Source organism: Gluconacetobacter takamatsuzukensis (genome assembly GCF_014174275.1).
Lineage (GTDB): Bacteria > Pseudomonadota > Alphaproteobacteria > Acetobacterales > Acetobacteraceae > Gluconacetobacter > Gluconacetobacter takamatsuzukensis.
Genome location: NZ_JABEQK010000003.1, coordinates 46885 through 71926 on the forward strand (window position 1 = coordinate 46885; position 25042 = coordinate 71926).

Below are 25042 nucleotides of genomic sequence, written 5' to 3' on the forward strand. Positions count from 1 at the left end.
ATCAACCCTGTATGAATTCGTCCCGCGCGGACGGCCTGCCGTCGCGCGCGGATTTCAAGACAGCCAGTGCAGACCCGTCATCCAGAACACGGGCCGCGTCGGCGACCAATGCCCGCAACGATGCGGGCTGCACTTTCCCCTCTTTCAGAATGTCTCCACGGCCCGCGACGTGCAGCGCGGCGGCCGTGTTCAACAGAACGGTGTCCCGATAGGCCCCGTGGGCACCAGCCAGCAGAGCCTCCAGCGCGGCGGCGTTTTCCACCGGTCCGCCGCCCGTAATCGCCGAAATCGGTGCCGGGCGCAGGCCGGCATCGGCGGGTTCCAGCGTGAAATCATACAGGACGCCGTCCTGCAACGCCACGATTGCAGTGGGGCCGGCCAGCGTCAGCTCGTCCACGCCCTGCCCCGCCCCGCATGTGCCGTGAACGGCCCAGGCGCGCTCCGACCCCAGAAGCTGCAACGTCTCGACCACCGGGCGCAGCCAGGACGGATCGAACACCCCGACCAGCTGGCGCGTGACGCCTGCCGGATTGCACAGGGGGCCGATGAGGTTGAACAGCGTCCGCACCCCCAGCGCCGAGCGCGCGGGTGCGGCAAAGCGCATGGCCGGATGGTGCGACGGCGCCGCCATGAAGGCCAGCCCCCCGTCATTCACCCGCGCCGCGATCACGGCCGGGTCGTCCGACATCAGCACACCCAGCGCGCCCAGCACGTCGGTCGCGCCCGAGCGCGACGACAGGGCCTTGTTGCCATGCTTGGCCACCGGCACGCCCAGCGCCGCCAGTACGAAGGCAACGGCGGTCGAGATATTCAGCGTGCCCAGCCCGTCGCCGCCGGTTCCACACACATCGATGGTGCCCGCCGGCACGGGGGCCACCCGCCGCATGCGCGACCGCACGGCCCGCACGGCGCCCAGCAGTTCGGCCCGCTGCTCACCCCGCACCCGCAGCGCCATCAGGAACGCCGCGATCAGCATGTCGGGAATGCCGCCATCCATGATCAGGCCGAAAGCATGTTCGGCATCGGCCTCGTTCAGGGTCTCGCCACCCGCCAGGCGGCTCAGGATGGCCCGAAAGGCGTCGGTCGGGGCGACAGGCAGGGACGGCGTGCCATCCATCGGCGGTCAGGCCGCCTTTCGCGGCGTATTGAGGCCGCGCGCGATCGCCAGGAAATTGGCCAGGATGGCGTGCCCGTGTTCCGACGCGATGCTCTCCGGATGAAACTGGACCCCGAATATCGGCAGGACGCGATGGCGAAGCCCCATGATGACGCCGTCTTCGGTATGCGCGACGGGCACCAGGTCGGGCGGCAGGGTGGCGGGATCGACCGTCAGGCTGTGATAGCGGGTCGCCTGGAAGGGGCTGGGCAGCCCCTCGAACACGCCGCTGCCGTCATGAAAGACCGGGCTGACCTTGCCGTGCATGGGCACCGGCGCCCGCACCACGGTGCCGCCGAAGACCTGGCCGATGGCCTGGTGGCCCAGGCAGACCCCGAAAATCGGCACATGCCCGGCCGCGCGGCGGATCAGGTCGCAGCAGATCCCGGCCTCGGTGGGCGAGCGCGGACCGGGCGACAGCACGATCGCCTCCGGCTTCAGCGCCATCGCCGCGTCGACCGTCAGCGCATCGTTGCGCCGTACGTCGCATTCCTCCCCCAGATCGCCCAGATAATGGACGAGATTGAAGGTGAAACTGTCGTAATTATCGATCAGCAGGATCATGGCGACATGATGGCCTTCTGTTCCACCCCGGTCAAACAACAGTTCAGAATTTCATCGAAATAATACATACCGTCTGAAATTGGGTCGTTTGTTACAAAAAACAGGAAAGATCGTGTAATTTTATGATCGGCGCGATTGGCGCGATCACGATGCCGTCAGTCGGCGTTGCCTCCGCGCGCAAAGCGTACCGCCGCTTCGGCCGCACGGAACAGCGCGCGGGCCTTGTGCTGCGTTTCCTCGTATTCCGCATCGGGCACGCTGTCGGCCACCACGCCGCACCCGGCCTGAACGTGCATCTGCCCGTCCTTGACCACGGCCATGCGCAGGCCGATGCAGGTGTCCATCTCGCCATTCGCGCCGAAATAGCCGATGCAGCCGGCATAGGTGGCGCGCCGGGTCGGCTCGACCTCGTCGATGATCTCCATCGCCCGGATCTTCGGCGCGCCGGTCAGCGTGCCGGCCGGGAAGCCCGCGATCAGCGCATCCAGCGCCTCCAGCCCCGGTCGCAATACGCCTTCGACATTCGACGAGATATGCATGACGTGACTGAAGCGCTCGATCACGAATTTCTCGGTGACCTTCACGCTGCCGACCGCACAGACCCGGCCGACATCGTTGCGGCCCAGGTCGATCAGCATCAGGTGTTCGGCCAGTTCCTTGGGGTCGGCCAGCAGGTCCTGCTCCAGCGCCAGGTCCTCCTCCGCCGTGCGGCCGCGAGGCCGCGTGCCGGCCAGGGGGCGCACCGTCATCCGCCCGTCGCGCAGGCGCACCAGGATCTCGGGCGAGGAGCCGACGAGGGTGAACCCGTCGAAGGCCAGGTGGAACAGGAACGGCGCCGGATTGATGCGGCGCAGCGACCGGTACAGTGCCAGCGGCGGCAGGGTGAACGGGGTCGAGAAACGCTGGCTGGGCACGACCTGAAAGGCGTCGCCGGCCGCGATATAGTCCTGGATGCGCCGGACCATGGCGCAGAACGCCTCGCGGGTGAAATTCGAGCGCGCGGGCTCCAGCGGGCCGGTATAGTCCGGCCGGATCTCGTGCAGCGCCAGTGGCTCGGACAGCGTCCTTCGTGCCAGCGCGATCAGGTCTTCCGCCGCCTGCCACACCTGCTCGGGCGCGCGGTCGGCGCTGGGCCGCACAGGTGCGGCCAGGATCAGCTCGTCGCGTACCGTGTCGAAGATGGCGAACAGGCCGGGGCGGGTCATCACCCCCTCGGGCAGGTCCAGATCGTCGGGCGGGCTGTGGGGCAGATGCTCCATCTGCCGTACCATGTCGTATCCCAGATAGCCGAACAGGCCGGCCGTCATCGGCGGCAGTCCTGCTGGCAGGGTCATCCGGCTGTCGCGGATGATCGCGCGCAGCGAATCCAGCGGCGCCTCCGCGACCGGGGCGAAGCCGTCCGGATCGCGGTCGGGCGCGCTGTTGATCGCGGCCTTTCCGCCATGGCAGCGCCAGACCAGGTCCGGCAGCAGGCCGATCACCGAGTATCGGCCACGCGCCACCCCGCCTTCGACGCTTTCCAGCAGGAAGGCATTTCGCGCCGGGCTGGTATCGGTGGCGCCGGCGAGGCGGGAGAGGCGCATATAGGCCGAGACCGGCGTCAGCAGGTCGGCGGCCTCCACGCTCCAGACCACGCTGCCCTCTCCCATACGCAGGGCGGACAGCGCCGCGTCGCGTTCCGCAAGGGTCGGCGCGGCGGGAATGGTCTGAACGATGGTCGTCACGGGCTGGTCTCTCCGGCGCTGCCCGCCCCGGTGACCGAGGACAGGGCCGATTTCAGGGCGCCCATATTGGTCTTGGGCTTGACCACCTGCTGCAGGGCGGCGGCATAGGTCATCCCGATATCATCAGCCAGCGCCTGCGACAGGCCGGAGCGGATGCGGCCGACGCGCATCGCCTGCGTGCCGGGGTCGGGATGCGTGATCGCAGTCAGCGTCGCCACATAGAAGCCGTCGGCCCCGTCGAGCATGACGGTCTGCCCGGCCTTGTCGAAGCGGAAGACCAGGCGCGCCAGTTCGTCGGGCACGCCCTCGACCGCCCGCCCGCGCTCCAGAGGCGCCGGATGCTCGACCTGCTGGCCCCCGGCGGCGGCCGAGACGCCGCCATGCGCCCTGGCGGCCAGGTACAGCGCGGTGGCCGCGACATTGGCCGCATGGCGCCTGGCCTCCTCGTCCCACGCCGCGCGCACCTGCGCGGCGGCGGCATCGAAGGGCTGGAGCTGGGCGGGCGTGATGCTGTCGACCGCGACCGCGAACCAGCCATTCTCCGGCCCCTGGACCAGAGTGGGGCTGGCGTCTTTCGCCTGGCTGAAGACCTTGTCGATGATCGTCTGGCGCAGGGCCGGCGAGGCCGGGATCGGCGCGGCCTCGCCCCCCTGGGTCATGCCGCGTGCGTTCAGCGAGCCGGCGATGGCCGCCGCCCCCAGATTGTCGGGAATATGGTCCAGGCCGCCGCCGGCGATGGCGTCCTGGAGCTTCTGCACGCGCTGGCCGATCAGCTCCACGGCCTGGCCGCGCGCCATCTGTTCGCGCAGTTCCTGCCGGGCGGCGTCGAACGGGGTATCGTGCGGCGGTGTGACCTGCGTGACCTTGAAGACGACCCAGCCGGTATCGACCTGCACCGGCCCCTGGAGGTCGGACGGCGGAGCGGCGAAGACCAGATTCGCCAGCCCCACGGAAGGAATGCCCGTCTGGCGGACATTGTCCATCTGCACCGTGGCGGCATCCTTGGCATCGGCCTGGATGCGGGCCCAATCGGCACCGGCCTTCCACTGGTCGGCGATGGCCTGCGCGCGGGTCTGGCTGGGGGCCGTCACGATCTGCACGCTGCGGGTCTCGGGCACATGGTATTTCGAGGCCTGGGCGTCATACAGCTTCTTCAGCTCGGCATCGGGGATCTCGATCGACTGGGCCACGCTGTCGGGCGACAGCACCACGACGCGCGCATGACGGAACTCCGGCGTCTGGAACAGCCAGGGATGATTGTCGTAGAAGCGGCGGAGCTGCGCCGCGTCGGGCACCGGCGCCGCCTGGGCGGTCAGCGGCAGGCGCACCAGGTCGATGGTCCGGGTCTGCGCATCGAAATCGAACGCCTGGCGGACCATGGTCTCCGGCGCGCGGGCACCGTTCTGGATCGGCTCGATCAGCGCGCGGACGGCCAGGTCGGCGCGGATCAGCTCCAGCAGGCGCGCTTCGGTCATGCCGATCTGCTGCAGGCGCGAATCGAACAGCTTGCGGTCGAATCGTCCGTCCGGCCCTTTGAAGGCGGGTAGGCCGAACACTTCCTCACGCACCGCGGCGTCGGGAACGGTCACGCCCAGCCGGTCCGCCGACAGCGTGATCTCGGATTGCATCAGCAGCCGCTGCAAGACCTGCTCCGCCGCCTGGCGGCGGGTTGCGACCGGCAGCTGCGACGGGTCGCTCATGCCCGCCTGGCGGGCGACCTGCTGCAATTCGTTCTGCACCGCCGAGAGGAAATCGTTGGTGGTGACGGTCTGGCCGCCCACCCGCACGATGACATCGGCGCGCTCGCTGCCGATATTCGACAGGACATCGCCCACACCCCAGCCGACGAAGGCAAGGAACAGCAGGCCGGCAATGACGCGGCCCAGCCAGGAATCGACTAAGGCGTGACGCAGGAAGGAGATCATGAACGACAATATTCCGGACGAAGGCGGCACAAGCGACTATGGCGGCCCGACGGCCGCCTTATTCGGCGGGGCACCATAAGGATACGCCCCGCGATTGACCAGAACCCTGTGCGCGGGTGCCGCGTTGGCGCGTGGCCATTGTGCTGGCACGGCGCGCATGGTGTACGGTATCGGCAACCGGGCTGCACAGCGGCCCCAAACGATAAATCAAGGGATCAAGCCACATGAGGCAGATGATCGTCGGCAACTGGAAGATGAACGGGCTGAGCGCCCCCTCGCGGGAGCTGGTGAGCGCGCTTGCGCAGGGCCTGAAAGCCATTGCCAACCCGCCGCCGGTCGTGGTCTGCCCGCCCTTTACCCAGCTGGCGGCCTTGGCCCCCCTGCTGAAAGGGACCGGCATCGCGCTGGGCGCCCAGGATTGCCACCAGGCGCCGTCGGGCGCGCATACCGGCGACATCTCGGCCGCCATGCTGGCCGAGCTGGGCGTGGAATATGTGATCCTTGGCCATTCCGAGCGGCGGCGGGAACATGGCGAACTGGACGAGACGGTGCGCGAGAAGGCCGTGGCGGCGATGGAAGCCGGCCTGACGCCGATCGTCTGCATCGGCGAAAGCGCCGACCAGCGGGCCGCCGGCGAATATCAGGACGTCGTCGGCTGGCAGATCAAGGGCTCGCTGCCCGACAATTTCAGCGGCGTCGTGGCCTACGAGCCGGTCTGGGCCATCGGCTCGGGCGTGCCGGCCTCGCCGCAGGACATCGCGGACATGATGGGCTTCATCCGCGCCGAGCTGACACGCCAGTTCGGCGAGACGGGAAAGACCATGCGCATTCTCTATGGCGGGTCGGTCAGCGGGCGCGAGGCCCCGACCATCCTGCCGATCGCGGAGGTCGGCGGCGCGCTGGTGGGCGGCGCCAGCCTGAAGGCCGATGCGTTTCTGCCGATTGTCCGCGCCGCCGCCGATTGTCCGCGCCGCCATTGATCTGTAAACGGTCGGTCTGCGCCGCCCTATCGGAAGTCGAGAATGATCACCCTTCTGCTTTTTCTGCACCTGTTCGTCACCCTGGCCCTGATCGGAACCGTCCTGATCCAGCGCAGCGAGGGCGGCGGCCTGGGAATCGGCAGCAGCCAGGGCATGGGCAGCTTCATGTCCGGGCGCGGCACGGCCAACCTGCTGACGCGTACCACCTCGATCCTGGCGGGCATCTTCATGCTGCTGTCGCTGACCCTGGCGGTGCTGAACCGGGGGGCCTCGACGGGCGGCGGCCATGACATCCTGGCCCAGCCGCCGGCGCCCGCGGCCGCTACCTCCGCCCCGGCCCTGCCCCCGGCTCCGCCCGCGGCGCCCACGGCCACCCACTGACGGATCGGGCTGCCTTCCCCACGGAAGGCAGCCTTTTTTTATCGGGCAGAGGCGACGGTTATTCGCTTTGCCCGGCAGGTCGAAACGGTGTAGGGAGGCCATCCATGACGCGGTTTGTATTCATCACTGGCGGCGTGGTCTCCTCTCTCGGTAAAGGCATTGCCTCTGCAGCCCTCGCGGCGCTGCTGCAGGCGCGCGGTTACCGGGTCCGGCTACGCAAGCTCGACCCCTATCTCAATGTCGATCCGGGCACCATGAGCCCGTATCAGCACGGCGAAGTCTTCGTGACCGATGACGGCGCGGAGACCGATCTCGACCTCGGGCATTACGAACGCTTTACGGGCGTCCATGCCACCCGGGCCGACAACGCCACCACCGGCCAGATCTATTCGGACGTGATCGCGCGCGAGCGACGCGGCGATTATCTGGGCGCCACGGTGCAGGTCATTCCCCACATCACGGATGCCATCAAGGAAGCCGTGGTCGCGGGGACCGAGGACCTGGATTTCGTGCTGGTGGAAATCGGCGGCACGGTGGGCGATATCGAAAGCCTGCCCTTCCTCGAGGCCATTCGCCAGCTGCGCAATGACCTGGGCACCGGGCAGACGATGTTCGTCCACCTGACCCTGCTGCCGTGGATTCCCTCGGCCGGCGAGCTCAAGACGAAGCCGACCCAGCATTCCGTCAAGGAATTGCAGAATGTCGGCATCCAGCCCCAGATGCTGCTGTGCCGGTCGGACCGGCCGATCCCCGATACCGAACGGCGCAAGATCGCCAATTTCTGCAATGTGCGCCCGGAAGCCGTGATCGCGGCGCTGGATGTCGACACGATCTATGCCTGCCCGATTTCGTACCATGCGGAAGGCATGGATACCGAAGTCCTGCGCCATTTCGGCCTGCCCTTCGACCAGGAGCCCGACCTGTCGCGCTGGCACCGGACGCTGGATGCGATTCGCCACCCCGAGGGTGAGGTCCGCATTGCGGTCGTGGGCAAATATACCGCCCTGCTCGACGCCTATAAATCGCTGATCGAGGCCCTGCTGCACGGCGGTATCGCCAACCGGGTGCGGGTCAAGCTGGACTGGGTCGAGGCCGAGACGTTCGAGAAATCGGAAGACGCGCTGGAAGCCCTGCACAATGTGCACGCGATTCTGGTGCCTGGCGGATTCGGCGAGCGCGGCGCGGAGGGCAAGATCCAGGCCGTCCGATTCGCGCGCGAGCATAACATCCCGTTCCTGGGCATCTGCTTCGGCATGCAGATGGCGGTCATCGAGTGCGCCCGCAACCTCGCCGGCCTGCCCGATGCCTCCTCCACCGAGTTCGGCCCGACCAACGAGCCGCTGGTCGGCCTGATGACCGAATGGGCCCGCGGCAACGAATTGCTGCGCCGGCGCGAAGGCGGAGAGATGGGCGGGACGATGCGCCTAGGCGCCTACCCCGCCAAGCTGGCCGAAGGATCGCGGGTGGCCGAGATCTATGGCCGGACCGACATCCGCGAGCGGCATCGCCATCGCTACGAAGTCAACGTTCATTACCGCGAGAAGCTGGAGCAGACCGGCATGCGATTCTCGGGCATGTCGCCTGACGATATCCTGCCGGAAGTGGTCGAATATCCCGATCATCCCTGGTTCATCGGCGTGCAGTATCATCCCGAGCTGCTCTCCAAGCCGTTCGATCCGCACCCGCTGTTCTCCGGCTTCGTCGGCGCGGCCGTGAAGAAGATGCGCCTGGTATGACCGCGCCCCGTCCGATCACGATCGGGGACCTGACGGTGGGCAACGACCAGCCCTTCGTCCTGATCGCCGGCCCGTGCCAGATCGAATCCGAAGCCCACACTATGGAAATGGCCGAGGCGCTGTGGACGATCGCGCGCGAGACCGGGGTCGGGCTGATCTATAAAAGCTCGTTCGACAAGGCGAACCGCACCAGCATCGGTGCGGCGCGCGGCGTCGGCATGGCGAAAGGGCTGGAAATCCTGGCCCGGGTGCGCGAGCGCTTCGGCGTGCCGGTGCTGACCGACGTGCATGCGGCCGAACAATGCGCGGCGGTGGCCGAGGCCGTCGACGTGTTGCAGATCCCGGCCTTTCTGTGCCGCCAGACCGACCTGCTGCTGGCGGCGGGCGAGACCGGGGCCGCCATCAACGTCAAGAAGGGGCAGTTCCTGGCGCCGTGGGACATGCAGAATGTCGCGGCCAAGATCGCCTCGACCGGCAACGAGCGGATCATGCTGTGCGAGCGCGGCACCAGTTTCGGCTACAACACACTGGTCAACGACATGCGCGGCCTGCCGATCATGGCCGGGACCGGCTACCCGGTGGTGTATGACGCCACCCATTCGGTCCAGCAGCCGGGCGGCCTGGGCGGGTCGTCGGGCGGGCAGCGCGAATATGCCCCCGTCCTGGCCCGCGCGGCGCTGGCGATCGGGGTGGCGGCCGTCTTCATCGAGACGCATCAGGACCCGGACCACGCCCCCAGCGACGGCCCGAACATGATCCCGATCCACGAGATGAAATCGCTGGTCGAGCGGCTGTCCCGATACGACTGCCTGACCAAGGACCTCTGACAGGCTGTCTGAAAGGCCGCGCTGGCGGCGGATTGGCTTTTCAAAACAGCCTCAGAGACTCAGAATCTGTTTGAAAAGTCGGCCCGCCGAGCGAGAGTGCCGCGCAGCAGCACGCGCGGCGTGTATTTTTGAGCATCGGAGCGGAGCGGCCTTGTTGGCCGTAAGCACCGAAGCGCAGAAAATGCACGCTGGATCGCCGGCGGGGTGACTTTGCAAACAGCTTCTCAGGCGAGACTTACGAGCAGCGCCAGCCCCAGGCAGGCCATGAAGATCGCGGTCAGCCACAGCCGCAGGGCCAGATAGCCCGAGGGCAGTTCACCCCTGCGCCATGCCGCGCGCTCCGCCAGGAACAGCCCGAAGAAGCCCGCCAGCAGGATGGCCAGCCCGACCGGGACATGGCCGAGGAAGGTCATGTGGCAGGCCAGCCAGCCGACCGGCAGCGGCAGGGCGCCGATCATCAATCGCCGGTTGTCGCGCCGCGCGTCGAGGCGGCCGCCCGTGATCAGCGTCGGCCGGTCCAGCGCCAGCCCCCAATGGACGGCGCCGCTGAAGGCCAGCAGCAGGGCGGCATATTCCACCAGGCCCATGGTCATGCCCGGCACGGCGGCGGAGGAAAACAGGCCCCCCACCGCCAAGATGACGGCCGGAACCGGGCTGACAATTCCCATCAGAACCGTTGGAAGGGGCAGGCGTTTCATGTTCATCTTCCTCCTGCCCTGCTATTATCGCTTGGCTCGCCGCCTGCCCATGATACCGATCACAGGCGGCAGGAGAATTTTGCCTGGCATGTCGGGATGGCCGAAAGGACGCCCCGGTCGCCGTTGCATGTCGCGGCCAGACTGCAACGGGCCCAATAGTCATAAACCGAGGAAGCAGATCCATGAGTGCTATCGTCGATATCGTCGCCCGTGAAATCTTGGACAGTCGCGGCAACCCGACCGTGGAGGTCGATGTCGAGCTGGCGTCCGGCGCCAAGGGCCGCGCCGCTGTCCCGTCCGGGGCATCGACCGGCGCGCACGAGGCGGTCGAGCTGCGTGACGGCGACAAGTCCCGTTACGGCGGCAAGGGCGTGCTGAAGGCGCTGGAGAATGTCGAGGGCGAGATCCGCGAAGCCCTGCACGGCGCCGAATCGGCGGATCAGGTCGCGATCGACGAAGCGATGATCGACCTGGACGGCACCCCCAACAAGGCCCGGCTGGGCGCCAATGCGATCCTGGCCGTGTCGCTGGCGGTGGCCAAGGCCTCGGCCGAGGAATTGCAGGTTCCGCTCTATCGCTATGTCGGCGGCGTGTATGCGCGCACCCTGCCGGTGCCGATGATGAATATCGTCAATGGCGGCCAGCATGCCGACAACCCGATCGACATCCAGGAATTCATGATCCAGCCGGTGGGCGCGCCCACGCTGGCCGACGCGGTGCGCGTGGGGTCGGAGATCTTCGCCCAGCTCAAGAAGAACCTGTCGGCGGCCGGCCACAACACCAATGTCGGTGACGAAGGCGGCTTCGCGCCCGGCCTGAAATCGGCCGACGAGGCGCTGGGCTTCATCACCAAGGCCGTCGAGTCCGCCGGCTATCGCCCGGGCGAGGATGTGACCTTCGCGCTGGACTGCGCCGCGACCGAATTCTACCGCGACGGCCGCTACGTCATGGAGGGCGAGGGCAAGAGCCTGGATTCGGCCGGCATGATCGGCTACCTGGCCGACCTCGTCGCCCGCTATCCCATCGTGTCGATCGAGGACGGACTGGCGGAAGACGATTGGGAGGGCTGGGCCGCCCTGACCTCCGCACTGGGCAAGACGGTCCAGCTGGTGGGTGACGATCTGTTCGTGACCAATCCGGAGCGCCTGCGTCGCGGCATCAAGGCCGGGGTCGCCAATTCGCTGCTGGTGAAGGTGAACCAGATCGGCACGCTGAGCGAGACGCTGGAAGCCGTAGAGATGGCGCATCGCGCGGGCTACACCGCCGTGATGAGCCACCGTTCGGGCGAGACCGAGGATTCGACCATTGCCGACCTGGCCGTGGCCACCAATTGCGGGCAGATCAAGACCGGTTCGCTGTCGCGCTCCGACCGGACCGCGAAATACAACCAGCTGATCCGTATCGAGAACGAGCTGGCGACCGCCGCCCGCTATGCTGGCCGGACGATCCTGAAGACGGCCTGATCGCCCGGTGCGATCCGATTCGGCGGCGTGGCGCGGAAAACAGTTTCCCACCGTCGCCGAATCGGGAATAGTACGGGCTGCCTTTCGATAACCTGTTGGGATGGGAGAGAGACTGACCATGCAGATCGGCCGGATTGTGCGGCGGGCCCTCCGTATGGTCATCCCCCCTGCCCTGTTCATCGGCCTGACCGCCTATTTCGGCGTCAACGCCATGCAGGGCGACCACGGCATTCACAGCTACCAGGCGCAGCTGCGGCTGCTGGACGAGGCCCGCGCCGCCCAGGTGGACGCGGTCTCGGAGCAGAATGCCTGGTCCCGCAGGGTGAGCGGACTCAAGGAAAAGGCGCTGGACCGCGACACGCTGGACGAGCGGTCGCGCGCCATGCTGAACCTGGCGCGGCCGGGCGAACTGGTCATTCCCTACGGGCCGCACGACCGGCTGTTCTGACCGGCCGCGTGATCGCGCCCGAAACAGAAAAGGCCGGGCATCCCGTGGGATGCCCGGCCTTTTCTGCACCTGCCCCGCACGAAACGCGCGGGGCAGAGTGGATTATTTGATCTTCGCTTCGCGGAAGGCCACGTGCTTGCGCGCAACGGGGTCGTATTTCCGCATTTCGAGCTTGCCGGTCTGCGCACGGGCATTCTTCTTCGTGACGTAGAAATACCCGGTGTCTGCCGACGAGACGAGCTTGATCTGAATGGTGTTGGTCTTGGCCATGGAATCCTCAGCACTGCTCCGCCGCTGCTGGAACAATCAGGTGCAGCAGTGGTTCAAGTCGGCGGAAAATGCGCATACAGAGCCCTCAGGTCAAGCGTTAGTCGCACGAATCGAGCAGATATGTGCGCGCGACCGTCGATTGGGGAGAATTGGGACCGATGCTGAGTGTCGCCGAAGCCCAGGCGCGTATCCTGGCAGACCTCGTGCCCACGGGGCCGGAGCTGGTACCGCTGGCCGATTCCTGGGGCCGAATCGCCGCCGCCGACATCGCGGCGCGGCTGGACAACCCGCCGGCCGACGTGTCCGCCATGGATGGCTATGCGGTGCGGGCGGCCGATTGCGCGCCCGGCGGCGTGCTGTCGCTGGTGGGCGAAAGCCCGGCCGGCCACCCCTTCCCCGGCCGGGTCGGACCCGGCGAGACGGTACGGATCTATACCGGCAGCGTGGTGCCCGAGGGTGCCGACGCGATCCTGATCCAGGAAAACGCGCAGGAAGCCGGGGGCGCCGTCACGGTCGCCGTTCCGCCCGGCGCCGGCCAGCATATCCGCAGGCTTGGGCAGGATTTCGCCCGTGGCCAGGTCGTCGTCCCCGCCGGGCGTGCGCTGACGGCGCGCGATATCGGGCTGGCCGCCGCCGCCAACCATGCCTGGGTTGCCGTGCGCCGCCGCCCGGTCGTGGTCATCCTGTCCACCGGCGATGAAATCGCGCTGCCCGGCGACCCGATCGCGCCGGGCGGAATCGCCAACTCCAACACTCCGATGCTCGCCGCCCTGGTGCGTGCCTGCGGCGGCGTGCCCGTCATGCTGCCATCCGCCCGCGACAGCGCGGCGGACATTGCCCGCCTGGCACAGGGAATCGAGACTGCCGACCTGCTGCTGACCGCCGGGGGCGCCAGCGTCGGCCGCTACGACCTGGTGCAGCAGGGGCTGGAGCGGATCGGGCTCGCGGTCGATTTCTGGAAGATCGCGATGCGCCCCGGCAAGCCGCTGATGCATGGCCGGATCGGCCGGGTGCCGGTGCTGGGCCTGCCGGGCAACCCGGTGGCGGCTTTGGTCTGCGGCCTGATGTTCGCCCTGCCGGCCATCCGCACGCTGGCCGGGCACGCGGAACGGACCCTGCCCGAGGATCTGGCGACCCTGGGCGGCAACCTGCCTGAGAATGACCGCAGGGCCGATTTCCTGCGTGCCACCCTGTCCCGCGCCCCGGATGGCGGGCTGGTCGCGACCGCCTTCAACCGCCAGGATTCGGCGATGCTGCAAACCCTGGCCCGCAGCCAGGCCCTGATCATGCGCGCCCCCCATGCGCCCCCGGCCCGGGCGGGCGAAACCTGCCGGGTGGTCAGGCTGGACACGCTTGCGATCTGAAAAGCCCGACACCCCCATATCGGTTACGGCATTGATATTGACGGCCGGGCGGGAACCAATATAGAACGCAACAAGGCGGTTTCCTGTTTGTTCCCTTCTGCTGAGAACGGATCGGCCGGCTGACGGAACGATTGGGTCACGGGGTGCCAATGCTGACGCGCAAGCAACATGAACTGCTGCTGTTCATCGACCGGCACCTGAAGCAGACCGGGTTTTCGCCCTCCTTCGACGAAATGAAGGATGCGCTGAACCTGCGGTCGAAATCGGGTATCCACCGGCTGATTTCGGCACTGGAAGAACGCGGCTTCCTGCAACGCCGCCACCATCGCGCCCGCGCGCTGGAGGTGCTGCGCCTGCCTGAGATGGGGTCTTCTTCCCCCTCTCAGGAGCCTATCGGCGTGCTTGCGGCCGCCGCGCCTGCTTCGGCCGATCATGCCTTCGTGCCCAACGTCATCAAGGGCGATTTCGCCGGCAGGCTGGCGGGCGCGCCCATCGCGACCGATGCCGAGGCGGTCAGCCTGCCGTTCTACGGGCGCATCGCCGCCGGCCAGCCGATCGAGGCATTGCGCGAGACCGGGGCGCAGGTCGCCGTGCCGATGAACCTGCTGGGCCGTGGCGATCATTACACGCTGGAAGTCGCCGGCGATTCGATGATCGAGGCCGGGATTCTCGATGGCGACACCGTCATCATCCGCCGCGGCGACACCGCCGATAACGGGCAGATCGTGGTGGCGCTGATCGACGATCAGGAAGTCACGCTGAAACGGCTCCGCCGGCGCGGCAGCACCATCGCGCTGGAACCCGCCAATGCGCGTTACGAATCGCGCATCGTGCCCTCCGACCGGGTCCGTATCCAGGGCTCCCTGGTCGGGCTGCTGCGCCGCTACTGAAAGGTGGTTCAAAAACCGCCGTCGGGCCGCCGCTAGCGGGGCTTTTGAAACTACCTCTGATCCGACAGGTTCGCGAAGGACGGCAGAAGCCGGGCCAGCGTATCGACCTGCGCCGGGCCGATTTCGTCCAGGTGCGGAAATTCCGCCAGTACCCGCGCGCCGCCGAACAGGCTGACCGCCCGTCTTGCCTCGGCGGATGGCGGGCCGTTCAGCACCACGCCGGCAATGGCGATTCCCCGCTGGCGCAGGGCCTGCAAGGTCAGCAGCGTATGGTTGATGGTGCCAAGCTGGCTGCGTGCGACCAGCACCACCGGCAGCGCGAAGCGGGCAATCAGGTCGATCATCATGCAATCCGGCGCCACGGGCACCATCACCCCGCCCGCCCCTTCCACGACCAGCGGCTGCGCGCCCCGCCGGGCGGGGAGACGCAGCCCGGCAGTGTCGAGCACCGTATTTTCCCGCTCGGCGGCGTCGAAGGGCGAGAGCGGGGCCGACAGCACGGCGGCCGGAGGGTGGATGCGGGCCGGGTCCAGCCCGGCCAGTTCCGCGACCGTCACACTGTCCGCAATGTCCTCGGCAATCCCGGTCTGGAAGGGCTTCCAGTATTCCGCCGCCCAGGCGCGGACCAGACAGGCCGAAACCAGTGTCTTGCCGACCCCGGTATCGGTGCCCGTCACGAAGACGCCCGGGCGAGCGGGCGTATGAAAAAGGCCGTACCCGACCCTGTAGGTCGTCGTCACGCCCGATGGCGTTTCCAACGCGCGCAGCAGGCGGCGCATGGTGCCCGGCGCGACCGGGCGCGTGCCTTCGCGCGGCAGCGACGCACCGATCTGGCGCAGTTCGCGCACGAAGGCCAGCGCCGTCTCCGGCCGGTCGAGAATCGTCTCTTCCTGCCATAGCCCCTGCCCCGCGCGGGGCCATTCCTCTTCTAATTGCGCCGGGGCCTGATAAGGCGGGATCGCGCAATCCAGGCCCGCCGCTGCATGCACGCGCCGCCATTCGGCGAAGCTGCCCGCGCAGAGGGTGGAGAAGGCCAGCATTCCGCCGGGCGCCAGCATCGCGGCCAGTCGCGCCAGAGTCGCCGCGCGGTCGGTGAACCATTGCATGGACAGGCTGGAGCAAATCAGGTCGTAGCCCCCGCCCGCTGTTTCGGGGGCTTCGGCATCCAGCACCAGTGCGTGCAGGGCGCCCTGCCCCGGCATGCCGTCCAGCCGGCGGCGGGCGCGGTCGCGCATCTCCGGTGCCAGGTCGCTTACCGTCAGTTCCGCGTCCGGAAACAGGCGGCGCAGATGCGAGCTGAGGAAGCCGGTGCCGCATCCCACTTCCAGGATGCGCGCGGGCCTGACGCCGGTGGCGGCAATCCGCTCGGCCAGCCGGCCGGCAACCAGGCGCTGCACCCGCGCTGCGTCGTCATAGGTTTCGGCGGCGCCGAAACGGGCGGCGATGTGCTGCTTGCGCATGGTCATGACCGGCCCGATTCCGCGATCAGGCGGGCAATCGCGGCGGCGCATCGGTCGGGATGGGTCAGCGGCAGCAGGTGGCCGCCATCCTCGACCCATTCGACCGGCACGCGGTCGCGGAAACTGGCCTCGGTCATCGCAGGCGGCGCGATCGGGTCCTGCCCGCCGGCCAGCACGCGGATGGGCGGCAGGCCGGTGCCGGCCTCCGCCGCCAACGCGCCGCGCGCGTCGGCATCCCGCAGCAATTCGAGCGCCCGCGCCAGCCGCTCCGCCCGGGCCGGGCCGGGTGCCGGGGTCGCAATGCCCGCGCGGCCGCGAAAGGTGGCGACCACATCGTCCGGATTATGCTCCAGCCCGCGTGCCATGCGTTCGATCACGCGGGGCGGAATGCCCTGCGGATAATCGGTGGTGGCGCCAAACCGGGCGAAACCGTTGATCAGCAGCATGCCGGCGCAATCGGCCGGCGGATTCAGCAGCAGCCACAGCGCACCCAGCGAATGGCCGACCGCCACATGGCGCCCGGCCGGCCGCGCCGTCATGCGCTCGGGTCCGAAGAAGCCGAAATCCAGCGCCGTCGCCTCCACCCCGCCCAGCCGCGCGCGGACAGGCTGCCAGAAATCGGGCGTGAAGCCCCAGCCATGGACCAGAAACAGCGCCGGCGGCGCCGGATCACCGGACAATGCCATGCTCCCGTGCCCCCTCGTCGAGTGCCCGCAGCAGCCGGTCGAGCATTCCGGCATCATGCGCCGCATTCAGCGCAAGGCGGATGCGCGCGGTGCCAGGCGGCACCGTCGGCGGCCGGATCGCACCCCCCAATATGCCCTGCGCGGCCAGCGTGCGGGCCAGTGCCAGCGCCTGTCCGGCGTCCCCGACCATGACCGGCACGACCTGCGTGGAGGATAAGCCCGTGGACCAGCCCCGGTTGCCCAGTTCGGTCCGCAGATGCGCCGCCAGCGACGCCAGATGGCTGCGTTCCGCATCCAGCGTCGGCACCAGGTCCAGCGCCGCGTCGATGGCCCCCAGCAGGGCGGGCGGCAGCGCGGTGGTATAGATAAAGCCCGAGCAGGTGCTGACCAGCCAGTCGCACAGCGCGCGCGAGCCCGCGACATAGGCGCCGAACCCGCCCAGCGCCTTGCTGAACGTGCCCATCACCAGGTCCACGCCCCCGCATTCGGCGGACAGGCCCCGGCCCTGGGGGCCCAGCACGCCGGTCGCATGCGCCTCGTCCAGATACACGAACGCGTCGTGCCTTTCGGCCAGCGCCTTCAGGGCCGCGACATCCGCCCGGTCGCCGTCCATGCTGAACACGCTCTCGGTGACGATGAAGCGCAGGCCCTTCTGGTCGCGATGGCGCTCCAGCGCCTGCTCCAGATGGGCGAGATCGTTATGGGCGAAGCGGATCTGGCGGATGCCGGCCGCCTGGCAGCCGTGATGCAGGCTGGCGTGGTTCAGCCGGTCGGTAAAGACCACCGCCGGCGCGCCGGTGGCCTCCACCGACAGGCGGAACAGGGCCGGCAGGACCGCGGCATTGGCCTGCCAGCCCGATGCCAGCAGCAACGCCGCCTCGGTGCCCTTGAAGCGCGCCAGTTTTTCCTCGACCAGCCGGTGCTGTTCGCTGGTACCCGTGACCAGCCGCGAGGCCCCGCTGCCGGTGCCGAAACGCTGCGTCCATTCGCTGGACCGCGCCTTCAGCGCCGGATGGACGGACAGGCCCAGATAATCGTTCGACGAGAAATTCAGCAGCGTCGCGCCGTCGCGCCGGACGGTCACCGGCCCGTCGCGTTCCAGCGGCCGCAGGTCGCGCCGCAGATGCCGGCGGGACAGTCCCTCCAGCGCGGTCTGGAAAAATTCATCGAAACGGGTCATGAAGCGATGGTTTGTGCCGGACCCCATGAACCCGGTCAATTCCAGTCTGAAGTCCCGTCCCCGCCAGGAGAGCCACGCCCATGACCGGACCGGACTGGTTCGAAGCCGGACTGCCGCATATCTGGCTGCCCTACACCCAGATGCAGACGGTATCGCCCCCCCTGCCCGCCACCGCGACCGACGGATGCCGGATCCAATTGGCCGACGGGCGGGAACTGGTGGACGGAATCGCGTCCTGGTGGACCGCCTGCCACGGCTATAACCACCCGTATATCCGCCAGGCGGCCATCGACCAGCTTTCGCGCATGCCGCATGTCATGTTCGGCGGGCTGGTGCACGAGCCCGCGCTGCGCCTGGCGCGGCGGCTGGCCGATCTGCTGCCGGGCGATCTGGAACGCGTCTTCTTTTCCGATTCCGGTTCGGTCGCGGTCGAGGTCGCGATCAAGATGGCGATGCAATACTGGCTGAACCGGGGCCAGCCGGGGCGGACCCGCCTGGTGGCGTTTCGTGGCGGCTATCACGGCGATACGCTGGCGACCATGGCGGTGTGCGACCCCGAGGAAGGCATGCACAGCCTGTTCGCCGGCATCCTGCCCCGGCATTTCATCACCGACCTGCCGCGCGACGAGCCCTCTACGGCCGCGCTGGAACGGCTGATGGAGGCCGAAGGGCAGCGCGTGGCGGCGATTCTGGTCGAGCCGCTGGTACAGGGCGCGGGCGGGATGCTGTTCCATGACCCGGCAACCCTGCGGCGCCTGCGCGACATTGCCGATCGGCATGGCGTGCTGCTGATCCTGGACGAGATCTTCACCGGATTCGGCCGCACCGGCACCATGTTCGCATGCCAGCAGGCGGATATCGTGCCCGACATCGTCACCCTGTCGAAGGCCCTGTCCGGCGGGACGGTGCCGCTGGCCGCCACCGTGGCGCGGCGCCATGTCTTTGCGGCGTTTCTGTCGGACGACCCGATGCATGCGCTGATGCACGGGCCCACCTTCATGGCCAATCCGCTGGCCTGCGCCTGCGCCAACGCCTCGCTGGACCTGTTCGCGCGCGAGCCGCGCCTGGAACAGGTCGCGGCGATCGGGGCGCAGATGCGCGACGAGCTGGAAGCATGCCGCCACCTGCCCGCCGTGCGGGATGTACGGGTGATGGGCGCGATCGGCGTAGTCGAACTGGAGCGGATTGACGACATGAACCGCCTGAAGGCCAGGCTGGTCGAACAGGGCGTGTGGGTGCGCCCGTTCCGCTCGATCGTCTATCTGACGCCGGCTTTTACGGTGACGAAGGAAGAATTGGCGAAATTGACGGGCGCGATCCGCACCGTTCTGGCCGACGCCCCGTAGGACCGTGCGGGACCGGCGCGAAACGCCGGTCCCGCAACGGGTCAGGCTTCGACCGGAGCCAGTTCCGAGTCCGAACCTGGGCGGTTCTTTTCGACCGTCGCTTCCTCGCTGCCTTCCTCGGCCGCATCATCACCCTCGCTGACCGCCACCGGGCGCTGGCGAACCTGCCGTTCCTGACGTTCCTGCTGGTTCTGCTGCGCCGCCTGGGTCATGGCGTTCAGGATGCGGAAATAATGTTCGGCATGCTGGAAATAGGCCTCGGCCATCACGCGGTCGCCCGCGCCGCTGGCATCGCGCCCAAGCTGAAGGTATTTCTCAAACAATTGCTGGGCGGTGCCGCGAATGCGCAGATCCGGCCCATTACTGTCGAACACATGGTTACGATTGAGGGGGATCTGGCCGTTCTGCTGGCGTACACTTCCGCCATTGCTGCCGCCCGAACGATGGTGCCGGCCCCGCATGCGTTTCATGTTCATAAGCTGTCGCAGCACTTTCCTGTTAACGGCCGCCATTTGCGTGCGACCGCCGGGGCCAACCATCCCCTATTGTCATTCTGAGCGCCTGGCGTGCAGCCCGGCATCTGATCCTGCGGCATGATGCAACGACCCAGGTCCCTGCACGCACCCGTGCGGTCATTTTAGTTTTCATGCATTCAGGATCGGTATGCGGCATCTCGGAAAGGTAAAAACCCCCGTCCGCATTCCGCCGGTAATCTATGCCCTTATACCCGGTCTGCCAAATGGTTTTTTACTCCGCCCCTGTTTGCGCAGCCGCTCTACCGGGGCACCTGCACGCGCGTCCCGCCTCACACGGCGCGCAGACGCATAATCACCATGCCGCCGACACGGCAGAACGGCTTCTCACCCCTGCCGATGCCGCATCACCACGGCGCGCGGAATACCCACAAGATCGGCGCGTATATCCACGATTTCCAGCCCGGATCGCTCCGCCAGGGCCGGCATGCTGCGCTCCTGCCCGATCCCGATCTCGAAAACGGCAACCCCGTCATGCGCCAGAAGCAGGGGCAAGGCGTCGATCAGCGCTCGATAGGCATCCAGCCCGTCCGCGCCGCCATCCAGCGCGCGGGCGGGTTCGTAATCGCGGACATCCGGCATCAGCCCGGCCAGGTCGCCCTGCGGAATATAGGGCGGATTGCTGAACACGACGTCGAACACGCCCCGAATCGATGCGGCCCAGTCGCCGGCCAGCATGGCGCAGCGATCGTCCAGCCCCGCGCGCCGGGCGTTGCGGGCGGCCAGGCGGGCGGCATCGGGCGCGATATCCACCCCCACCCCCCATGCCGCGCGATACTCGCTCAGCGCCGCCAGCAGCAGGCAGCCGGTCCCCGTGCCCAGGTCGAGCACGCTGCGCACCTGCGCGCGGTCGGGGCGACAGGCTAGCAGGGCTTCGATCAGGGTCTCGCTGTCGGCGCGCGGGATCAGGGTCGCGGGCGAGGTTTCCAGATCCAGCGACCAGAACCCGGCCCGCCCGGTAATATGCGCCATCGGCTCGCGCGCCGCCCGGCGCCGCACCGCCGCCGCGAAGGCGTCCCGCCCGAAATTGTCGATCTGCGCCCGTGCCAGCAGGCCGGCCAGGTCGGTACCCAGAATATGGGCCATCAGCAGCCGCGCTTCGCGACGCGGATCGTCCACACCGGCATCGCGCAGGTGCGTCCCGCCCCAGCCGAGGCATGCCCGCAGGTCTGCCCCCTCGTCCGGCCCGGCCGGCGCGTCCTCTTTCATTTCAGGCGAATTCCGTCCTACTCTGGCCCCATGATGCCGCACGCTCGTTCATGGAAAATCCTTGTGTTTCTGGGGTCGGGCACGGCCCTGGCCGCCACCGCCCTTCCCGCCTGCGCCGGTACCTTCACGGTGGTCGACGGTCGGGCGGACAACGAGATTTCCGAGATCTCCCGGCTGTATATCGACGATCAGCTTGCCGCCACGATCAAGCTCGATGCGACGGTGCCGCAGCGTGCCATCCGCGTGGAGACCGCCGCCGGCGGCGTCAACCACACCTATGCGCTGTGCGGCGAAATTACCATACGCACCCCCGAGGGCCGGACGGAAATGCACGAGGTCAATGGCGGAGGCGTGCTGCATCATCCCGAAGGGCGCACGCTCAATGCGCTGGGCACCCGGAATTTCACCGAATTCTACCTGGCCGACCCGGACGACCCGTCGGTCGTCGAGCGCCAGCCGGGCCGGTCGTCGGTCTGCTCGGTCCCTACATCGTAAGACACGGGCCGCGTTAAAGGCCCTCGGCGGCCAGCAGAGTGGCTTGTTCGTCCTGGATCAGGGCGTCGATGAATTCGTCGAACTCGCCCAGCATCACCCGGTCGATCTTGTAGGCCGTCAGGTTGATCCGGTGGTCCGTCACCCGGCCCTGCGGGAAATTGTAGGTCCGAATGCGCTCCGACCGGTCGCCGGTGCCGACCTGCGACTTGCGGTCGGCGGCGCGGCTGGCATGGGCGGTGGCACGCTCGCGCTCGTACAGCCGCGCCATCAGGATCTTCATCGCCTTGGCACGGTTCTTGTGCTGGCTCTTCTCTTCCTGCATCGCCACCACCACGCCGGTCGGCAGATGGGTGATGCGCACGGCACTTTCGGTCTTGTTGACATGCTGGCCGCCGGCGCCCGAGGCCCGGTAGACATCGATGCGCAGGTCGCTGTCGTTGATCTGGACGTCGACCTCGCCCGCCTCGGGCAGCATGGCGACCGTCACGGTCGAGGTATGGATGCGGCCCTGGCTTTCGGTAGCCGGCACGCGCTGCACCCGGTGCACGCCCGATTCGTATTTCAGGCGGGCGAACACGCCGCGCCCGGCGATGGTGGCCATCCCCTCGCGCAGGCCGCCCAGTTCCGATTCGTCGAATTCCATCACCTCGAAACGCCAGCCGCGCAGGGCGGCGTAGCGGCGATAGGCATCGAACAGCTGGGCCGCGAACAGGGCGGCCTCGTCCCCGCCGGCGGCGGGGCGGATTTCCAGGATGGCGCTGCGTTCATCGGCCTCGTCGCGCGGCAGCATGGCGATGCGGATATCGTGGCGCAGCTCCGTAATCCGGTCGCGCAATTCGCCCAGTTCGGCCTCGGCCAGTTCGCGCATTTCCGGATCGGCCAGCAGCGATTCGGATTGCATCGCCTCGCGCTCTGCCTGGCGCAGCGCGCCGATCCGGCTGACGATAGGCTCCAGCTCGGCATATTCGCGCGATGCCTTGCTGAAGGCCTCGCCCACCAGCCCCTGGGCGAGCATGTCCTGCAATTCTTCCGACCGGCCTACGATCCGGTCCAGCCTGTCGTCGAGACCCATGGCTTAGCGGCCGGCCGCCCCGGCCAGATAGGGCGCGATGGCGTCCAGCGCCAGTTCGCTCTGCGACCCTTCGTCCAGCGCCTTCACCTGGGCCACGCCGCGCGCCACTTCGTCATCGCCGATCAGCACCGCATGGGTGGCGCCGATTCGGTTGGCCCGTTCCATCCGGCGCTTGGCATTGCCGCGATAGGCGATTTCCGCCCGCACGCCGTGGGCGCGCAGCGCCTGCAACAGCGTGACCGCGGCACCCGTCGCGCCCTCGCCCAGCGGCACCACGGCCACGGGGCGCGGGGCCGCCGGCGCGCTGTCCAGCAGCAGGGCCAGCCGTTCGATCCCGCCGGCCCAGCCGATGGCCGGTGTGCGCGGGCCGCCCATTTCGGCCACCAGCCCGTCATACCGGCCGCCGGCCAGCACGGTGCCCTGGGTACCCAGCTTGTCGGTCACGAATTCGAAGGTCGTGTGCCCGTAATAATCCAGGCCACGCACGATGCCCGGATTTTCGCGGAACGGCACGCCCAGCAGGTCCAGCGCCCTGCGCAGGTCGTCCCAGAAAGTCCGGGCCTCGTCGGTCAGGAAGGCGCCGATCAGCGGCGCGTCGGCCACCAGGGCCCGGTCCTGCGGCGCCTTGCTGTCGAGGATACGCAGCGGGTTGCGCTCCAGCCGGGCGCGGCTGTCTTCGGACAGCTGGTCCCGGCATTCGGTGAAATAGGCGATCAGCGCGGCGCGCCACGCGGCGCGGCTCTCGGTATCGCCCAGCGTGTTCAGTTCCACCACCGCGTCGTCGGCGATGCCCAGCGCCTTCAGGATGTCCCGCCCCATGGCGATCACCTCGGCATCGGCCAGGGGCTCGGCCGCGCCGATCAACTCGGCGCCGATCTGGTGGAACTGGCGGTACCGGCCCTTCTGCGGGCGCTCGTAGCGGAACATCGGCCCCGCATAGAACACTTTCTGCGGCAGGGACTGGGTCAGGCCGTTGGTCACCAGCGCGCGGCAGACGCCCGCCGTGCCCTCGGGCCGCAGGGTCAGGGATTCGCCGCCCCGGTCCTCGAACGAATACATCTCCTTCGACACCACGTCGGACGTATCGCCCAGCGAGCGCGCGAAGACCCGCGTATCCTCGAAAATCGGGGTCGACCATTCATCGAAGCCGTACAGGCCCGCGATGCGCCGCGCGGTATCCACCACATGCGCATGGCGCCGCTGCTCCTCGCCGATCAGGTCATGGGTGCCACGGACGGGTTGCAGGCTGCTCACGGATCGATGTTCCTGTTCTGCGAGGCCGCCCTGAAAAGCGCCGCCGGCAATCGGGGCCCGACCGGGCCGCTCCTGCTCTGCGTCGGCATGTTCGAGAGGACAGCCTGTGAAATCTCATGGCGTTTCGCCCCGAAGGGGGCGAAACGCACGGGTCGAAGCGGGCCTTACTGGGCCGCGACGACCGCGTCGGCGGCCTTTGCGGCCTCTTCCTCGGCGCGGAGGATCTCGGCCTTCTTCTCGACCATCTCGACGATATGCTCGATCATCGAATCCGCCGCGATCGTGTGGTCCTGCCGGCCGGCGGCATAGACCATATGGCGACCCGAGCCGCCGCCGGTCACGCCGATATCGGTCATCAGCGCCTCGCCGGGCCCGTTGACCACGCAGCCGATGATCGACAGCGTCAGCGGGGTCTGGATATGCGCCAGCCGATCTTCCAGCGTCTGCACGGTCTGGATCACATTGAAGCCCTGCCGCGCACAGGACGGGCAGGAAATGATCTTCACGCCGCGATGGCGCAGGCCCAGCGACTTCAGGATATCCCAGCCAACCAGCACTTCCTCTTCCGGCTCGGCCGACAGCGACACGCGCATCGTGTCGCCCACGCCGGCCCACAGCAGGTTGCCCAGGCCGATCGAGGATTTGACCGTGCCGGCCCGCTTGCTGCCCGCCTCGGTGATGCCGATATGCAGCGGGTGGTCGCAGACCTCGGCCAGTTGCTGGTAGGCGGCGACGGCCATGAAGACGTCCGACGCCTTCACGCTGATCTTGAATTCGTGGAAATCGTGATCTTCCAGGATCTTGGCGTGCTCCAGCGCGCTTTCGACCAGCGCTTCGGGGTTGGGCTCGCCGTATTTTTCCAGAAGATGCTTTTCCAGCGAACCGGCATTCACGCCGATGCGGATCGAGCAGCCATGATCCTTGGCCGCCTTCACCACCTCGCGCACGCGCTCGGGGCTGCCGATATTGCCCGGATTGATGCGCAGGCAGGCCGCGCCGGCCTGTGCGGCCTCGATCGCGCGCTTGTAGTGGAAATGGATGTCGGCAACGATCGGCACGTTGACCTCGCGCACGATCTCGGCCAGCGCGGCGGTGCTTTCCTCGTCGGGGCACGATACGCGGACGATGTCGACGCCGGCCAGCTCGGCCCGGCGGATCTGCGCGATCGTCGCTTCGGCGTCGGTCGTCAGCGTGTTGGTCATGGTCTGGACGGAGATCGGCGCGTCGCCGCCCACCGCCACCTTGCCGACATGGATCTGCCGCGACTTGCGCCGTTCGATATACTGATAGGGACGATAGCTGCTCATTGTCTGCCCTCCGGATGAGGCGATGATAACATTGTTCTATCCGCCGGCATGACGGCGCGCCGCCTTTCCGTGCC

24 protein-coding genes are annotated in these 25042 nt (G+C 67.9%); 10 read left to right on the forward strand and 14 right to left on the reverse strand.

Annotated elements, in window-relative coordinates; genetic code table 11:
- Nucleotide 1: 1 nt before the first annotated feature.
- The 4 genes from trpD to HLH27_RS04675 form a co-directional block, all read right to left on the reverse strand.
- On the reverse strand, nucleotides 2–1117 hold the full coding sequence (gene trpD, locus HLH27_RS04660) for an anthranilate phosphoribosyltransferase (RefSeq protein WP_182948252.1): 1116 nt from the start codon (nucleotides 1115–1117) through the stop codon (nucleotides 2–4).
- Nucleotides 1118–1123: 6 nt separating this feature from the next.
- On the reverse strand, nucleotides 1124–1720 hold the full coding sequence (locus HLH27_RS04665) for an anthranilate synthase component II (protein ID WP_182948253.1): 597 nt from the start codon (nucleotides 1718–1720) through the stop codon (nucleotides 1124–1126).
- Between the two features lie 155 nt (nucleotides 1721–1875).
- Complete coding sequence (gene trpE, locus HLH27_RS04670) at nucleotides 1876–3369, reverse strand: anthranilate synthase component I (RefSeq protein ID WP_182948753.1); 1494 nt, start codon at nucleotides 3367–3369, stop codon at nucleotides 1876–1878.
- A 71-nt stretch (nucleotides 3370–3440) separates the two neighbouring features.
- Nucleotides 3441–5369, reverse strand: a complete 1929-nt coding sequence (locus HLH27_RS04675; protein WP_182948254.1) for a peptidylprolyl isomerase — start codon at nucleotides 5367–5369, stop codon at nucleotides 3441–3443.
- Between the two features lie 224 nt (nucleotides 5370–5593).
- Here HLH27_RS04675 and tpiA point away from each other — a divergent pair, with 224 nt between their 5' ends.
- The 4 genes from tpiA to kdsA all read left to right on the forward strand — a co-directional run bounded on the left by tpiA (nucleotide 5594) and on the right by kdsA (nucleotide 9293).
- Nucleotides 5594–6349 (forward strand): triose-phosphate isomerase, encoded by a 756-nt coding sequence (gene tpiA, locus HLH27_RS04680; protein WP_182948255.1) that lies wholly within the window; start codon nucleotides 5594–5596, stop codon nucleotides 6347–6349.
- Between the two features lie 42 nt (nucleotides 6350–6391).
- A complete protein-coding gene (secG, locus tag HLH27_RS04685; RefSeq protein ID WP_182948256.1) occupies nucleotides 6392–6730 on the forward strand; it encodes a preprotein translocase subunit SecG in 339 nt (112 codons plus the stop codon).
- A gap of 104 nt (nucleotides 6731–6834) precedes the next feature.
- Nucleotides 6835–8466, forward strand: coding sequence for a CTP synthase (locus HLH27_RS04690; RefSeq protein ID WP_182948257.1), 1632 nt, complete (start codon nucleotides 6835–6837; stop codon nucleotides 8464–8466).
- Nucleotides 8463–9293, forward strand: a complete 831-nt coding sequence (kdsA, locus tag HLH27_RS04695; RefSeq protein ID WP_182948258.1) for a 3-deoxy-8-phosphooctulonate synthase — start codon at nucleotides 8463–8465, stop codon at nucleotides 9291–9293. The genes HLH27_RS04690 and kdsA overlap by 4 nt, the downstream gene beginning before the upstream one ends.
- A gap of 224 nt (nucleotides 9294–9517) precedes the next feature.
- Here the strand turns inward: kdsA and HLH27_RS04700 are convergent, their stop codons facing one another.
- On the reverse strand, nucleotides 9518–9991 hold the full coding sequence (locus HLH27_RS04700) for a DUF3429 domain-containing protein (protein WP_182948260.1): 474 nt from the start codon (nucleotides 9989–9991) through the stop codon (nucleotides 9518–9520).
- Nucleotides 9992–10173: 182 nt separating this feature from the next.
- On the opposite strand from HLH27_RS04700, the gene eno reads away from it, so the two are divergent.
- Both eno and HLH27_RS04710 read left to right on the forward strand, forming a co-directional pair.
- Nucleotides 10174–11454, forward strand: a complete 1281-nt coding sequence (gene eno / locus HLH27_RS04705) for a phosphopyruvate hydratase (protein WP_182948261.1) — start codon at nucleotides 10174–10176, stop codon at nucleotides 11452–11454.
- Between the two features lie 118 nt (nucleotides 11455–11572).
- Nucleotides 11573–11902 carry an FtsB family cell division protein gene (locus HLH27_RS04710; RefSeq protein WP_182948263.1) on the forward strand — a complete coding sequence of 110 codons (330 nt, stop codon included), beginning with the start codon at nucleotides 11573–11575 and terminating at the stop codon, nucleotides 11900–11902.
- A gap of 102 nt (nucleotides 11903–12004) precedes the next feature.
- Here HLH27_RS04710 and rpmG read toward each other — a convergent pair whose 3' ends face one another.
- Nucleotides 12005–12172 carry a 50S ribosomal protein L33 gene (gene rpmG / locus HLH27_RS04715; RefSeq protein WP_114728317.1) on the reverse strand — a complete coding sequence of 56 codons (168 nt, stop codon included), beginning with the start codon at nucleotides 12170–12172 and terminating at the stop codon, nucleotides 12005–12007.
- 158 nt (nucleotides 12173–12330) lie between these two features.
- On the opposite strand from rpmG, the gene HLH27_RS04720 reads away from it, so the two are divergent.
- Nucleotides 12331–13536, forward strand: a complete 1206-nt coding sequence (locus tag HLH27_RS04720; protein WP_182948265.1) for a molybdopterin molybdotransferase MoeA — start codon at nucleotides 12331–12333, stop codon at nucleotides 13534–13536.
- A 149-nt stretch (nucleotides 13537–13685) separates the two neighbouring features.
- Nucleotides 13686–14426: a transcriptional repressor LexA gene (lexA, locus tag HLH27_RS04725; protein WP_182948267.1), complete on the forward strand. Its 741-nt coding sequence runs from the start codon at nucleotides 13686–13688 to the stop codon at nucleotides 14424–14426.
- A 50-nt stretch (nucleotides 14427–14476) separates the two neighbouring features.
- Here lexA and bioD read toward each other — a convergent pair whose 3' ends face one another.
- Genes bioD through bioF form a run of 3 tightly spaced genes read right to left on the reverse strand, consistent with a single transcriptional unit; the run spans nucleotide 14477 to nucleotide 17779 of the window.
- Nucleotides 14477–15892 carry a dethiobiotin synthase gene (bioD, locus tag HLH27_RS04730; RefSeq protein WP_182948269.1) on the reverse strand — a complete coding sequence of 472 codons (1416 nt, stop codon included), beginning with the start codon at nucleotides 15890–15892 and terminating at the stop codon, nucleotides 14477–14479.
- Nucleotides 15889–16572: an alpha/beta fold hydrolase gene (locus tag HLH27_RS04735; RefSeq protein ID WP_182948271.1), complete on the reverse strand. Its 684-nt coding sequence runs from the start codon at nucleotides 16570–16572 to the stop codon at nucleotides 15889–15891. Before HLH27_RS04735 ends, bioD begins: the two co-directional genes overlap by 4 nt.
- Nucleotides 16556–17779: an 8-amino-7-oxononanoate synthase gene (gene bioF, locus HLH27_RS04740; protein WP_408870792.1), complete on the reverse strand. Its 1224-nt coding sequence runs from the start codon at nucleotides 17777–17779 to the stop codon at nucleotides 16556–16558. The genes HLH27_RS04735 and bioF overlap by 17 nt, the downstream gene beginning before the upstream one ends.
- A 53-nt stretch (nucleotides 17780–17832) precedes the next feature.
- Here bioF and HLH27_RS04745 point away from each other — a divergent pair, with 53 nt between their 5' ends.
- Nucleotides 17833–19098, forward strand: coding sequence for an adenosylmethionine--8-amino-7-oxononanoate transaminase (locus HLH27_RS04745; RefSeq protein WP_182948273.1), 1266 nt, complete (start codon nucleotides 17833–17835; stop codon nucleotides 19096–19098).
- Between the two features lie 41 nt (nucleotides 19099–19139).
- On the opposite strand, the gene HLH27_RS04750 is transcribed toward HLH27_RS04745, so the two are convergent.
- The gene (locus tag HLH27_RS04750; RefSeq protein WP_182948275.1) at nucleotides 19140–19574 is read right to left on the reverse strand and encodes a DUF4167 domain-containing protein; all 435 of its coding nucleotides are present in this window, start codon (nucleotides 19572–19574) and stop codon (nucleotides 19140–19142) included.
- 384 nt (nucleotides 19575–19958) lie between these two features.
- Complete coding sequence (gene prmC, locus HLH27_RS04755) at nucleotides 19959–20840, reverse strand: peptide chain release factor N(5)-glutamine methyltransferase (protein WP_182948277.1); 882 nt, start codon at nucleotides 20838–20840, stop codon at nucleotides 19959–19961.
- A gap of 30 nt (nucleotides 20841–20870) precedes the next feature.
- On the opposite strand from prmC, the gene HLH27_RS04760 reads away from it, so the two are divergent.
- Nucleotides 20871–21335 (forward strand): hypothetical protein, encoded by a 465-nt coding sequence (locus HLH27_RS04760; RefSeq protein ID WP_408870793.1) that lies wholly within the window; start codon nucleotides 20871–20873, stop codon nucleotides 21333–21335.
- 13 nt (nucleotides 21336–21348) lie between these two features.
- On the opposite strand, the gene prfA is transcribed toward HLH27_RS04760, so the two are convergent.
- The 3 genes from prfA to ispG all read right to left on the reverse strand — a co-directional run bounded on the left by prfA (nucleotide 21349) and on the right by ispG (nucleotide 24968).
- Nucleotides 21349–22407: a peptide chain release factor 1 gene (gene prfA, locus HLH27_RS04765; protein WP_182948279.1), complete on the reverse strand. Its 1059-nt coding sequence runs from the start codon at nucleotides 22405–22407 to the stop codon at nucleotides 21349–21351.
- Between the two features lie 3 nt (nucleotides 22408–22410).
- Complete coding sequence (hisS, locus tag HLH27_RS04770; protein ID WP_182948294.1) at nucleotides 22411–23661, reverse strand: histidine--tRNA ligase; 1251 nt, start codon at nucleotides 23659–23661, stop codon at nucleotides 22411–22413.
- A 164-nt stretch (nucleotides 23662–23825) separates the two neighbouring features.
- On the reverse strand, nucleotides 23826–24968 hold the full coding sequence (gene ispG, locus HLH27_RS04775; protein WP_182948296.1) for a flavodoxin-dependent (E)-4-hydroxy-3-methylbut-2-enyl-diphosphate synthase: 1143 nt from the start codon (nucleotides 24966–24968) through the stop codon (nucleotides 23826–23828).
- Nucleotides 24969–25042: the final 74 nt, after the last annotated feature.